The organism is Noviherbaspirillum sp. UKPF54 (assembly GCF_007874125.1).
In the GTDB taxonomy this organism is placed as follows: Bacteria; Pseudomonadota; Gammaproteobacteria; order Burkholderiales; family Burkholderiaceae_D; genus Noviherbaspirillum.
Map to the genome: position 1 here is coordinate 3,288,331 of NZ_CP040128.1, position 12,421 is coordinate 3,300,751.

The following is a 12,421-nucleotide window of genomic DNA, read 5'->3' on the forward strand; positions in this document are numbered from 1 at the left end:
AACACGACCGATCATGAGCGACCAGCAGTACTATCAGCACCACGTCTTTTTCTGCCTCAACCAGCGCGAGGAAGGACGCCCCTGCTGCGCCGACAAGGGCGCACAGGCGGCGCAAGAGCATGCAAAAAAGCGCATCAAGGAATTGCACCTGAACGGCCAGGGTAAGGTCCGCATCAACAAGGCCGGCTGCCTGGACCGCTGCGAGGAAGGCCCGGTGCTGGTGGTTTATCCGGAAGGCACCTGGTACACCTATGTCGACAACCACGACATCGACGAAATCATCGATGAACACCTGGTCGGTGGCAAAGTCGTCGAGCGCTTGAAAATCTGACAATGAACGCCCATACCCAACGCTTCTCCCTCGCCGGCGCGGCGGGCGCGCTGGAGTGCGCGCTCGACCTGCCGCACGGCGCGCCGCGCGGCATCGCACTTGTAGCCCACCCGCATCCGCTGTATGGCGGCACGATGGACAACAAGGTGGCGCAGACGCTGGCGCGCGCCTTCGTCGCGCTCGGCTATGCCGCCGTGCGCATGAATTTCCGCGGTGTCGGCAAGTCCGAAGGCGAACACGATGCCGGCCGCGGCGAAACCGACGACATGGCGCTTTTGCTGGCGCATATGCAGCAGCAATATCCCGGCTTGCCGGTCGCGCTGTCCGGTTTCTCTTTTGGCACTGTGGTTCAGGCGCAACTGCAACAACGTCTGGCCGAGCAAGGCGCGCCGGCCGAACGCCTGGTCCTGGTCGGTACCGCCGCCGGCAAGTGGGTCATCCCGGACGTTCCCGCCAACACTATCCTGATCCATGGCGAACACGACGAGACGATTCCATTGTCAGATGTGCTCGACTGGGCACGCCCGCAAGACTTGCCGGTCATCGTCATCCCGGGCGCCGATCATTTTTTTCACCGCAAGTTGCAACATATAAAGAATTTCGTGGTCGAAATGTGGCACCGCTGACCGCCGGTTCAAAAACCGTTGCAATTGACTGCAATCAACGGCTGGTTTTTAAACCGGCGCAAGCAGCAGCGCTATAATTTCGAGCTTGTTTCTTCGCGTCATCCGCCGGACTCCGAGCGGACTTTCATTTGTTATATTCATGAAAAAATTATTTGCGGCGCTTGCCGCCTCAGCCCTCTCGTTGTCCTGCGCCTTCGCGCAATCCGTTCCTGCGCCCACCATCGACGCCAAGTCGTGGCTGCTGCTCGACGCCACCAGCGGCCAGGTGCTGGCCTCGCACGAACCCGACATGCGCATCGAGCCGGCTTCGCTGGCCAAGCTGATGACGGCCTACCTCGCATCGGCCGCGATCAAGGAAAAGCGCCTCGACGCCAACCAGATGGTGAACGTCTCGGTGCGCGCTTGGAAAGTCGACAAGAGCAGCTCGAAAATGTTTATCGATCCGGCCACGCCGGTGAAGGTCAACGACCTGCTGTACGGCCTGATCATCCAGTCCGGCAACGACTCGGCCGTGGCGCTGGCCGAAGCGGTGGCCGGCACCGAGGATGCGTTCGCCGCCCTGATGAACCGCGAAGCCGAGCGCATGGGCATGAAGTCGACCCACTTCGTCAATGCGCACGGCCTGCCCGATCCCGGCAATTATTCGACGGCACGCGACCTGGCGACGCTGGCGACGCACGTGGTCTACGACCACCCGGAAGACTACAAGATCTACTCGATCAAGGAATACACCTATAACAACATCAAGCAGCAGAACCGCAACCGCCTGCTGTGGCTGGATCCGACGGTCGACGGCCTGAAAACCGGCCACACTTCCAGCGCCGGCTACTGCCTGATCTCGACTGCGCATCGCCCGAGCGGCAACAGCGACCGCCGCCTGATCTCGGTCGTCATCGGCACGCCATCCGACCAGGTGCGCACGCAGGAAAGCCAGAAACTGTTGAACTGGGGCTTCCAGAATTTCGACACCGTCAAGCTGTATGCGAAGGGCCAGGCGGTCCAAACGCCGCAAGTCTGGAAAGGCTCGCAAAACACGGTGAAGATCGGCTTTACGCATGATGTCTATGTGACCGTGCCGAAGGGCATTGCCGACAAGATGAAGCCGGTGCTGGAACGCAAGGACCCGCTGATCGCGCCGGTCAACCAGAACAGCAAGGTCGGTACGCTGAAGGTGATGGTCGACGGCAAGCAGCAAAGCGAGTTGCCGGTCGTCGCGCTGGAGCAAGTGAACCAGGCCAGCATCTTCGGCCGCGCCTGGGACTCGGTGCGCCTGATGATGAAATAACCGGCCGGCGCGGGCAGTCCTGCCCGTCCAGCCCCAACGAACGCGGCGGACATGGCGAACAACGGAAGCGACGCTTCTTCTCGCCATGCCCGCCGCGTTTCACATTTTGGCGTTCGAGCACGAAGCGCCGCCTGCCTTCAATCGACATGCAAGATCCTCTCGTCTACCTCAACGGTGCCTTCACTTCCCTGTCCGAAGCGAAGATCCCGGTGCTCGACCGCGGCTTCATTTTCGGCGACGGCGTCTATGAAGTGATTCCGATGTACGCCGGCCGGCTGTTTCGCGTCCGGCAGCACATGGCGCGCCTGTTCCGCAGTCTGGCGGCGGTCGGCATCGCCAATCCGTACAGCGAACAGGAATGGATGGCATTGATCGCGCGCGTGACCGATGCCTACGCCGCCGGATTTGCAGCCGACAACCAGCTGGTCTACATGCAGGTCACGCGCGGCGTGGCGCGGCGGGCGCATGCCTTCCCGAAGGATGTCGCGCCGACCGTCTTCATCATGACCAACGACTTCACGCCGCCGTCGGCCGAAATGTGTGACAACGGCATCGCCTGCGTCACCATGGAAGACCAGCGCTGGCTGCGCTGCGACATCAAGTCGATCTCCCTGCTCGGCAACGTGCTGGCCGCGCAGCAGGCAGCCGAGCAAGGCGCGGCCGAGGCGATCCAGTTCCGCGACGGCTTCCTGACCGAGGGCGCGTCTTCGAACGTGTGGGTCGTCAAGGATGGCAAACTAATGGGGCCGCCGACGGATGCCTTGATCCTGGAAGGCATCCGCTACGGCTTGATCGCGGAACTATGCGCCACATGCAACATCCCTTTCGAAGCGCGCCGGATTACGCGCAGCGAAGTCTTCTCAGCGGACGAGGTGCTGCTGTCGTCGGCCGGCAGAGAAGTCCTGCCGGTGGTTACGCTGGACGGCCGGCCCGTGGGCGATGGCAAGCCCGGCCCGGTATTCCGGCTGCTCCACGCGGCCTACCAGGATGCCAAGAGGGCGTAAAATAGACATCTTTCCGACCGAATGGCGCTCTTGCGCCATCCGTATCGAGCACCTCATTCGAACGGCCGTTCCTGCTTACCTCCGAACCGCCGCAGCGAGCACATCATGACGCAGACCTCCGACACCCTTATCGAATATCCGAGCGACTTCCCGATCAAGATCATGGGCATCATGCAGGACGCCTTTGCCCAGACGATGGTCGAAGTCGTGACGCGGCACGATCCGACCTTCCATGCCGGCAAGATGGAAATGCGCCCTTCTTCCAAGGGCACCTATCTGTCGCTGACCGTTACCGTGCGCGCCATCAGCCGCGAGCAGCTCGACAACCTGTACCGCGAGCTGAGCTCGCATCCGATGGTGAAGGTCGTCCTGTAATCCTGTAACTCAGGGCGGGCCGAGTTTCGCCACCTCGTCGAACAACCATTGGCGAAACGCCCGCACCTGCGGCTTTTGCAGCGCCTCCGGCGGACAGACCAGATAGTAGGAATGCGGGCACCGGATTGCGACGTCGAACAGCCGCACCAGTTCGCCCGACGCCAGTTCCGTCATTGCGATCGCATGGCGCGCCAGCGCGATGCCGTGCCCTTCGGCCGCCGCGCGCACCAGCATCGACGAATCCTGAAACACAAGTCCCCCGGTCGGCTCCGGCAAATCCAGCCCTGCAGCCTGAAACCAGGGCGGCCAGGGTTCGCCCTCGCAGCGCAGCAGCATGCCGCGCGCCAGTCTGGCCGGCGACTTCGGCAGCTTGCCGCCGTTGAAGCGCGGACTGGCCACCGGATAATAGTAATCATCCATCAGCTTCTCGCTGGCCAATCCTGCATAACCGCCTTTTCCGAAGCGGATGCCGACGTCGACCGCTTCGCGCACGAAGTCGGTGAGATGGTTGCTCGACTGTAGCATCACCTCCAGCTCGGGATGCTGCTCGATGAACCGTCCCAGGCGCGGCGCCAGCCAGCGTCCCGCAAAGGACGGCAGCGCGGTGATGGTCAACCGCTGCTGCTTGCCCCCCTCCCTGAGCGCGTCGGCCTCGGCTGCGATATCGCCCAGCGCGCGGCGCAGCGTCGCTGCGAATCGCTCGCCTTCCGGCGTGATGGCGATGCGCTTGCCGTGCCGCGCAAACAGCGCCACGCCCAAGTCGGCCTCCAGCGCGCGCACCTGGTGGCTGATCGCGCCGTGGGTGACATGGATTTCCTCGGCCGCGCGCGAGAAATTCCCGTGGCGCGCCGCCGCCTCGAATGCGCGCAAGGCGGCCAGATTGGGCAGGCGTCGCAGGTCAGCCATGTCATGTGAGCAAAATTAACAAGAGAGTCGAAAATATATCGTTTAGATAACACCGGCACAAGCACTAGAATGAGTTCACAAGGCAGGGTTGATCCGTTTCCGCGAGCCTGCAGCGGCGCCCCGCCCGCCATTTCAGGAGTCCATGACCATGAGAAGCCTTTTCACAAAACAATCGCTCACGGTTTTGCCCGGCCAGGTTGTTTCCGGGATCGCCGGGCGTGTGCAGACACTGCGTTTGCGGCAAGGCCGCCTCTGGATTACCGTCGAGGGCATTCCGCACGATTACTGGCTGTCGGCGGGCGACACATTCACGACGCTCCCCGGCAGGCTGACCGTGGTCGAGGCGGACAGCGCCGCAAGCCGCATCGACGTCGAGTCGCCGGCAAGCTGGCCGGACGCACTGAAAACGCTGGCCGGCCCGCTGGCCGCTCGCTTCGCCTCGCGCCGCACGGCGACCGCATCCTTCAAGCGGCACGGCACATGCAGCGGCAACTGCTGAGACTGTCCCCACCCACGCCCCGAACAGCCCCATGCAAAAAATTATCCGCAGCCGCGACTTTACCGCCGAGCGCCCCTGGGGAGCGCTCGACATCGCCCGCATGAACGGCGTCACCACCCGCCTGCACTGGACCGATACGCCGTATCAGTGGCATGTCAATGACGGCGAGGAAGTGTTCGCCGTACTGGATGGCGCGGTCGACATGCATTACCGCGAGGCAGGGGTCGAGAAAATCGCGCAACTGCAGGCCGGCGATGTGTTTTTCGCCGGCGCCGGCTGCGAACACGTCGCCCACCCGCGCGGCGCAGCACGTATCCTCGTCATAGAAAAGGAAGGCAGCGTCTAGCTTTTCTTCCTTCCGAAATACCGGAATGTCCGCCACCTGGTGCGAATTTGAACAGTGCCTTCATGAACTGTTCAAAAATAGGACATGCGCACCGCTACCCGCGTGCCCGGCAAATTCCCCTCCCCCTTCGTTCCGCTTCCCCGCTCCGCCCCGAAAGGCGCGCCAGCCCACGCTTTGCGCTGCATACACCGCCGCCCAAGACTGTCTGGCACAGCGCTTGCCCTATGTATCACGTACTCGCGGCACCATACCGCGAGACATATACGCCAATAGCCTGCCCCACACCATTTTGGAGGAAGACATGAATCTTGCAGACATCAGCAAACTCGGCATCAAGAATCCGTTCAAGCAACGCTATGACAACTTCATCGGCGGCAAATTCGTGGCGCCGACCGGTGGCCAGTACTTCCAGAACATCAGCCCGGTGATCGGCCAGCCCTTCTGCGAGATCGCACGCTCCACCGCCGAAGACATCGAACTGGCGCTCGACGCGGCCCATGCCGCAAAGGCTGCCTGGGGCAAGACATCCCCGGCCGACCGCGCCCGCGTGCTCAACAAGATCGCCGACCGCATGGAAGCCAACCTGGAATTGCTGGCGACCGCCGAAACGATCGACAACGGCAAGCCGATCCGCGAAACGATGGCCGCCGACATCCCGCTGGCGATCGACCACTTCCGCTACTTCGCCGGCTGCATCCGCGCCCAGGAAGGCAGCGTCGCGCCGATCGACGCCGATACCTATGCCTATCATTTCCATGAGCCGCTCGGCGTGGTCGGCCAGATCATTCCGTGGAATTTCCCGATCCTGATGGCTGTGTGGAAGCTGGCGCCGGCGCTGGCCGCAGGCAACTGCGTGGTGCTGAAGCCGGCCGAGCAGACCCCGGCCTCGATCATGGTGCTGGCCGAGCTGATCGCCGATCTGCTGCCGCCCGGCGTGCTGAACATCGTCAACGGCTTCGGCCTGGAAGCCGGCAAGCCGCTGGCCTCCAGCAAGCGCATCGCCAAGATCGCATTCACCGGCGAAACCGGCACCGGCCGCCTGATCATGCAATACGCCGCGCAAAACATTATCCCGGTGACGCTGGAACTGGGCGGAAAATCGCCCAACATCTTCTTCGAAGACGTGCTGGATGCGGACGACGAATTCTTCGACAAGTGCCTGGAAGGCTTCGCGATGTTCGCCCTGAACCAGGGCGAAGTCTGTACCTGCCCGTCGCGCGTGCTGGTGCAGGAATCGATCTACGACAAGTTCATGGAACGCGCAGTAAAACGTGTCGCTGCCATCAAGCAGGGCAATCCGCTCGACAGCACCACCATGATCGGCGCCCAGGCTTCGCAAGAGCAGATGGAAAAGATCCTGTCCTACCTGGACATCGGCCGCCAGGAAGGTGCGAAGGTGCTGATCGGCGGCGAGCAGAACCTCCTGTCGGGCGACTTGGCCGGCGGCTATTACGTGAAGCCGACCATCTTCGCCGGCAACAACAAGATGCGCATCTTCCAGGAAGAGATCTTCGGGCCGGTGGTGTCGGTCACCACCTTCAAGGATGAAGCGGACGCGCTGGCGATCGCCAACGACACGCTGTACGGTCTGGGCGCGGGCGTTTGGACCCGCGACGGCTCGCGCGCCTTCCGCATGGGCCGCAGCATCCAGGCCGGCCGCGTGTGGACCAACTGCTACCACCTGTATCCGGCGCACGCGGCATTCGGCGGCTACAAGCAGTCTGGCATCGGACGCGAAACCCACAAGATGATGCTTGAACATTACCAGCAAACCAAGAATCTGCTGGTGAGCTACAGCCCGAAAGCGCTCGGCTTCTTCTAAGCGTTCATCAGGCGGCGTGCCTTGCCACAAGCAGGGCACGCCTGTTTTTTCTGCGTGGAGAACGAACATGGCACAACCGGTGGTTCAGCGTGTGGTGGCAACCGAAGCCGCCCGGGAATTCATTGCGGCGTTGCGGGAAAAGCATGGTGAACTAATGTTTTTCCAGTCGGGCGGATGTTGCGACGGCAGCGCGCCTCTGTGCTACGCGGCAGGTGATTTCAACATCAGTGCGAGCGACGTTTTCCTCGGCAACGTATACGGCGTGCCGTTCTACATGGGCGCCGACCAGTTCGAATACTGGAAGCACACACAGCTCATCATCGACGTGGTCGCCGGAAACGGCGGCATGTTTTCGCTCGATAACGGTACCGGGAAGCGCTTCCTGACGCGCTCCAGGCTGTTCACCGACGAAGAAAATGACGCGCTGCTGCAAGCCCGATAGAACGGGCAAGCCCCTCCCGCGGCCGCCCACCCTGGCGCGTGGTGCCGATTGAATTGTCCCGAACTGGGACAATGTCGTGTCAGGCGCTCCGCTCTCCGCACAGATCGCGCAGGAATTCCGTTTTCACCTCTGCCGCCGGCAAGCCGCGCGCGAGCAGGTGGTGCAGCTTGACGAAGGCTGCCTCGAACGTCATGTCTCCCGCGCCGATCACGCCGGCATCGATCATGCCCGCGCCGGCCGCATAGGCGCCGATCGTCACCCTGCCGTGCGGCGACTGGCTGCAGGCAGCCAGCACCGTCCCCGCCGCGTCGGCGCGCGCAAGTATGTCGAGCAGCGCCGCATCGCGGTCCGGCACATTGCCCGCGCCGTAGCATTGCAGCACCACGGCGTCCGGCTTCAGGTCCAGCAATGCCTGCACCGCCCGCAGCGGCAAGCCAGGCACGAAGCGCATCGGCAACACGGTACGGTTTTCGTACTCCGGCAGTTCGAATCGCTCCTGGCCTGGGTCGGGCAGCAAGGCGGCATGATTAAGCCGCACCTCGATGCCTGCCTCGCCCAGCCACAGGTAGTTGGGGCTGTCGAATGCGTCGAGACGTTCGGCGCTCACCTTGGTAGCGCGATTGCCGCGCAGCAGGCGCTGGTTGAAATACAGCGCGACTTCGTGGATCGCCTCCGAGGCGGCCAGCTGCAGCGACGTGATCAGGTTGTGCGGCGCATCCGAGCGCGCCACGCTCAAGGGAATCTGCGAACCGGTGACGATGACGGGTTTACGCACGCCTTGCAGCATGTAGGACAGCGCCGCCGCGGTATAGGCCATGGTGTCGGTGCCGTGCAGGACGACAAAGCCGTCATACTCGTGATAGCGCGCGGCGATATCGCGTCCGATCCGCTGCCAGTCGCAGGGTGTGGCATTGCTGCTGTCGATCGGTTCGGCGTACTGGTGCAGCGTGTAGCGCGGCACGGCGCCGCTCCCGCCGTCCAGCAGGCGGGACAGCGCCGCGGCGAAATCGCGCATCGGCGCATAGCCCCGCGCGGTTTTTTCCATACCGACGGTGCCGCCGGTGTAAATCAGGCCGATATGCTTTTGTTTCATCGTCATTATTCCATCCTGCCGGTTCGACGGTCGCGCCGTCTTCCGGCGTGCCGAGCCGAAAGCGCAAAAGTATGCCACGGTCCGCCGCGCCGGATGAAAGCACCCGGCCAGCCAGCCGGCACAGGATGGACAATTCGGCCTTCGCGGGCGGCCCGTCTCCGACCGCCCGTCGTCGCCGTTCGTGTTACTTCACCACGGCGATCTGTTCGCGCTTGCCACCCTTGTAGGTGTACAGCGTCAGGGTGCCGTTCTTGATATCGCCCTTGGCGTCGAAGGCGATATTGCCGGTCACGCCCTTGTAGCTGATCTTGTGCAGTTCGGGCAGGTATTTCGCCGGCTCGGCCGAATTGGCCTTTTTCATCGCCTCGACCATCACCATCACCGCGTCGTAGACGTACGGTGCGTAGAGCTGGACGTCGATGCCGAACTTCTTCTTGTACGCGGCGCGGAACTCGTCCATGCCCTTCTTCTGCGCCTCTTCCACGCCGCCGGCTTCGGCACACACGATCTTGCCCGGTTCGCCGATGGCGTCGCCGGCCAGGTTGACCAGGCCCTCGGTGCAGATGCCGTCGCCGCCCATGAACTTGGCGTTCATGCCCAGCGCCTTCATCTGGCGCAGCATCGGACCGGCCACGGCATCCATGCCGCCGAAGAACACGACGTCCGGATTCTTGGCCTTGATCGAGGTGAGGATGGCGTTGAAGTCTGTCGCCTTGTCATTAGTGTACTGCTGCGCCACCACTTGCACGCCCTTGGCCTTGGCGCCCTTGATGAATTCCTCGGCCACGCCCTGGCCATAAGCGGTACGGTCGTCGATCACGGCCACCTTCTTGGCCTTCATCTGGTCAGCCGCATAGCGGCCCAGCGTGCCGCCCAGCTGGCCGTCGTTGGCCACCACGCGGAAGGTGGTGTTGAAGCCTTGCTGGGTGTATTTCGGGTTGGTCGCGGACGGGGAAATCTGCGGGATGCCGGCATCGTGGTAAATCTTGGAAGCCGGGATGGTGGTGCCGGAATTGAGGTGGCCGATGACGCCGTTGACATGGGCGTCGACCAGCTTTTGGGCGGCCGAGGTGGCTTGTTTCGGGTCTGCTCCGTCGTCCTCCGCCAGCAGTTCGAACTTGACCTTCTTGCCGCCGATGGTCACGCCCTTGGCGTTCAGTTCGTCAATCGCCATGCGCGCGCCGTTTTCATTATCCTTGCCCAGGTGGGCAATGGCACCCGAGATCGGGCCGACGTGGCCGATCTTGACGACTTGCTCCTGTGCCGATGCAGCGCCCGCGAATGCAAAGGCGATAGCGCCAGCCAACGGAATCATTTTTGTCTTGAACTGCATATGCTTATCTCCTAGGGTTGGACAAGAAGGTACTGCAGGAATTTACCCAATCAGCAAACTGCGCGGGCGCGTCGAAATAGCGCCGGCATTTGAGCAAGGGATGCCTCCCGGCCGCACTGATTTTCAACCTGTCCGGCGAGAACTGGCGCAAATGCTTGAAGACGTTTTGATTAATCGCAATCGTCGCCTGGGGAAGCGGCATGCCATTAGCCTGGCCCTGGCCGTCGGGCGCATTCGATGGCGATTGTTATTGTCATTTTTGGCGCTCCCTGAATTGGCATGAAAGCCGGCAAACTGGACCGCAACTGTCGGGATAAACCCAGTCAAAAGCGATTCCGCTGTAGCGCCGGGTGTTCCGGACTATACTGCGCTAATGACACCGACCATCATCGACCGCGGCTTCGAGCCGTATGAAACGAGCTTTGCCGCCATGCGCGCCTTCACCGACGCGCGCACATCCGAAACGCCGGACGAACTGTGGATCGTCGAACATCCGCCGGTATTCACGCTCGGCCTGGGCGCCGATCCGTCGCACGTGCTCAATGCGCACGACATCCCGGTGATCCAGACCGACCGCGGCGGTGAAGTCACCTACCATGGCCCGGGCCAGGTCGTTATCTATTTGCTCATGGATCTGCGCCGCCGCCCGGGCGCACGCCTGTTCGCGCGCGAATTCGTGAATAAAATCGAACAGTCGGTCATAAATACCTTGCACGCGTATAATCTCGACGGTGAGCGCAAGCCCGGCGCGCCGGGAATTTACATGTGCGACGGCCGCTGGAAAGGCGCAAAAATCGCCGCCCTCGGACTGAAGGTGCGCGGCAACGGCTGCACCTATCACGGCGTGTCGCTCAACGTCGCGATGGACCTGGCGCCGTTCTCGTGGATCAACCCCTGCGGCTACGAAGGCATGGCGACGGTGGACATGCAAACCGTCGGCGTGCAAGCGCCCTTGCGCGACGTGCAGCTGGCGCTCGCTCACAACCTGACCGATTTACTGACGACCTGAAGCATTCCCTGCCGCTCCGATATCCATCCGAGAACAGCGTCGACGCGCAAGCCGCCGGATTCGGCCCGCGCCGGAATGAACACTGACGAAGCGACCATGACGACCGACAGCAAGCCCCTGCCCTCTTCCGCCCCCGCCGACTACAACCCGAACGAGAAGCAGAAAGGCGCCGGCAAGACGGCGCGCATCCCGATCAAGATCGTGCCGGCCGAGAAGCTCGCAAAGCCCGACTGGATTCGCGTGAAGGCAGGCTCGCCGTCGACCCGCTTCTACGAAATCAAGGATATCCTGCGCACCAACAAGCTGGTCACGGTGTGCGAGGAAGCGAGCTGCCCGAACATCGGCGAATGCTTCGGCAAGGGCACCGCCACCTTCATGATCATGGGCGACAAGTGCACCCGGCGCTGCCCGTTTTGCGACGTCGGCCACGGCCGTCCCGACCCGCTCGATCCGGAAGAGCCGGCCAAGCTGGCGAAAACCATCGCCGCCATGAAGCTCAATTACGTGGTGATCACCTCGGTCGACCGCGACGACCTGCGCGACGGCGGCGCCGGGCATTTCGCCGACTGCATCCGGCGGGTGCGCGAGCAGTCGCCCAACACCCGCATCGAAATCCTCACCCCGGACTTCCGCGGCCGCATGGAGCGCGCGCTCGAAGTGCTGAAGGAAGCGCCGCCGGACGTGATGAACCATAACCTGGAAACCGTGCCGCGTCTGTACAAGGAAGCGCGTCCGGGCGCCGATTACGCATTTTCCCTGAGCCTGCTCAAGCGCTTCAAGGAACTCCATCCGGAAGTCGCGACCAAGTCGGGACTGATGGTCGGCCTGGGCGAGACCGACGAGGAAATCCTGCAGGTGATGCGCGACCTGCGCGAGCACGGCGTCACCATGCTCACCATCGGGCAGTACCTGATGCCGTCGGGCGACCATTTGCCGGTGCGCCGCTACGTGCATCCGGACACGTTCAGAATGTTCGAGGACGAAGCGTACAAGATGGGCTTTGCGCACGCCGCCGTCGGCGCCATGGTGCGCAGCTCGTACCACGCCGACATGCAGGCGCATGGCGCCGGCGTGGCCTGATCCGGCCCGAGCGAAGCGGTTTTCCCGGCCGCTTCGCGCAGACCTGCCGCAGCGAACGACGATGCGGCTTGATAAAAACTAAACGGCAGGCCGCGTGAAGCCGTAAAAATAATCGATGCCGGCCCCACGCCTTGCGCGTCGTGGCGCCAAATGGTTTTTCGGTTCTTGTGTCAACGGCCGATCTCGCTATATCGCTTGTTTCTGCTCGATGACGACGACAAGCCTCCTTTCCCGAACCGGTCCTCACGCCGGGGGCGGACCTTCATTTCC

General features: G+C 62.7%; 14 protein-coding genes. 11 read left to right on the forward strand and 3 right to left on the reverse strand.

From position 1 onward, the window contains the following. The first annotated feature begins 13 nt into the window (after window positions 1-13). The 5 genes from FAY22_RS15150 to FAY22_RS15170 all read left to right on the forward strand — a co-directional run bounded on the left by FAY22_RS15150 (window position 14) and on the right by FAY22_RS15170 (window position 3,621). Window positions 14-331 (forward strand): ferredoxin, encoded by a 318-nt coding sequence (locus FAY22_RS15150; protein ID WP_146330984.1) that lies wholly within the window; start codon window positions 14-16, stop codon window positions 329-331. Window positions 332-333: 2 nt separating this feature from the next. Next, a complete protein-coding gene (locus tag FAY22_RS15155; protein WP_146330985.1) occupies window positions 334-957 on the forward strand; it encodes an alpha/beta hydrolase in 624 nt (207 codons plus the stop codon). 139 nt (window positions 958-1,096) lie between these two features. Beyond that, complete coding sequence (locus tag FAY22_RS15160; protein WP_146330986.1) at window positions 1,097-2,242, forward strand: D-alanyl-D-alanine carboxypeptidase family protein; 1,146 nt, start codon at window positions 1,097-1,099, stop codon at window positions 2,240-2,242. 146 nt (window positions 2,243-2,388) lie between these two features. Then, window positions 2,389-3,246, forward strand: coding sequence for a D-amino acid aminotransferase (locus FAY22_RS15165; protein ID WP_146330987.1), 858 nt, complete (start codon window positions 2,389-2,391; stop codon window positions 3,244-3,246). Window positions 3,247-3,351: 105 nt separating this feature from the next. Further along, a complete protein-coding gene (locus tag FAY22_RS15170) occupies window positions 3,352-3,621 on the forward strand; it encodes a DUF493 family protein (protein ID WP_146330988.1) in 270 nt (89 codons plus the stop codon). A 9-nt stretch (window positions 3,622-3,630) separates the two neighbouring features. On the opposite strand, the gene gcvA is transcribed toward FAY22_RS15170, so the two are convergent. Beyond that, complete coding sequence (gene gcvA / locus FAY22_RS15175; protein WP_146330989.1) at window positions 3,631-4,527, reverse strand: transcriptional regulator GcvA; 897 nt, start codon at window positions 4,525-4,527, stop codon at window positions 3,631-3,633. 148 nt (window positions 4,528-4,675) lie between these two features. Between gcvA and FAY22_RS15180 the strand changes: the two genes are divergently transcribed. The 4 genes from FAY22_RS15180 (at window position 4,676) to FAY22_RS15195 (ending at window position 7,636) form a co-directional block, all read left to right on the forward strand. Beyond that, window positions 4,676-5,026 carry a DUF2917 domain-containing protein gene (locus FAY22_RS15180; protein WP_168204848.1) on the forward strand — a complete coding sequence of 117 codons (351 nt, stop codon included), beginning with the start codon at window positions 4,676-4,678 and terminating at the stop codon, window positions 5,024-5,026. Window positions 5,027-5,057: 31 nt separating this feature from the next. Continuing rightward, window positions 5,058-5,372 carry a cupin gene (locus FAY22_RS15185; protein WP_146330991.1) on the forward strand — a complete coding sequence of 105 codons (315 nt, stop codon included), beginning with the start codon at window positions 5,058-5,060 and terminating at the stop codon, window positions 5,370-5,372. A gap of 301 nt (window positions 5,373-5,673) precedes the next feature. Beyond that, window positions 5,674-7,194 carry an aldehyde dehydrogenase gene (adh, locus tag FAY22_RS15190; protein ID WP_146330992.1) on the forward strand — a complete coding sequence of 507 codons (1,521 nt, stop codon included), beginning with the start codon at window positions 5,674-5,676 and terminating at the stop codon, window positions 7,192-7,194. Between the two features lie 67 nt (window positions 7,195-7,261). Beyond that, the gene (locus FAY22_RS15195; RefSeq protein ID WP_146330993.1) at window positions 7,262-7,636 is read left to right on the forward strand and encodes a DUF779 domain-containing protein; all 375 of its coding nucleotides are present in this window, start codon (window positions 7,262-7,264) and stop codon (window positions 7,634-7,636) included. A 79-nt stretch (window positions 7,637-7,715) separates the two neighbouring features. On the opposite strand, the gene FAY22_RS15200 is transcribed toward FAY22_RS15195, so the two are convergent. Together FAY22_RS15200 and FAY22_RS15205 are read right to left on the reverse strand one after the other, a co-directional pair. Next, complete coding sequence (locus FAY22_RS15200) at window positions 7,716-8,735, reverse strand: asparaginase domain-containing protein (RefSeq protein ID WP_210411833.1); 1,020 nt, start codon at window positions 8,733-8,735, stop codon at window positions 7,716-7,718. 178 nt (window positions 8,736-8,913) lie between these two features. Continuing rightward, window positions 8,914-10,062, reverse strand: coding sequence for a branched-chain amino acid ABC transporter substrate-binding protein (locus FAY22_RS15205; RefSeq protein WP_146330994.1), 1,149 nt, complete (start codon window positions 10,060-10,062; stop codon window positions 8,914-8,916). Window positions 10,063-10,435: 373 nt separating this feature from the next. Between FAY22_RS15205 and lipB the strand changes: the two genes are divergently transcribed. Both lipB and lipA read left to right on the forward strand, forming a co-directional pair. Continuing rightward, complete coding sequence (gene lipB / locus FAY22_RS15210; RefSeq protein WP_146330995.1) at window positions 10,436-11,071, forward strand: lipoyl(octanoyl) transferase LipB; 636 nt, start codon at window positions 10,436-10,438, stop codon at window positions 11,069-11,071. Between the two features lie 96 nt (window positions 11,072-11,167). Further along, window positions 11,168-12,151 (forward strand): lipoyl synthase, encoded by a 984-nt coding sequence (gene lipA, locus FAY22_RS15215; protein ID WP_146333469.1) that lies wholly within the window; start codon window positions 11,168-11,170, stop codon window positions 12,149-12,151. Window positions 12,152-12,421 lie beyond the last annotated feature (270 nt).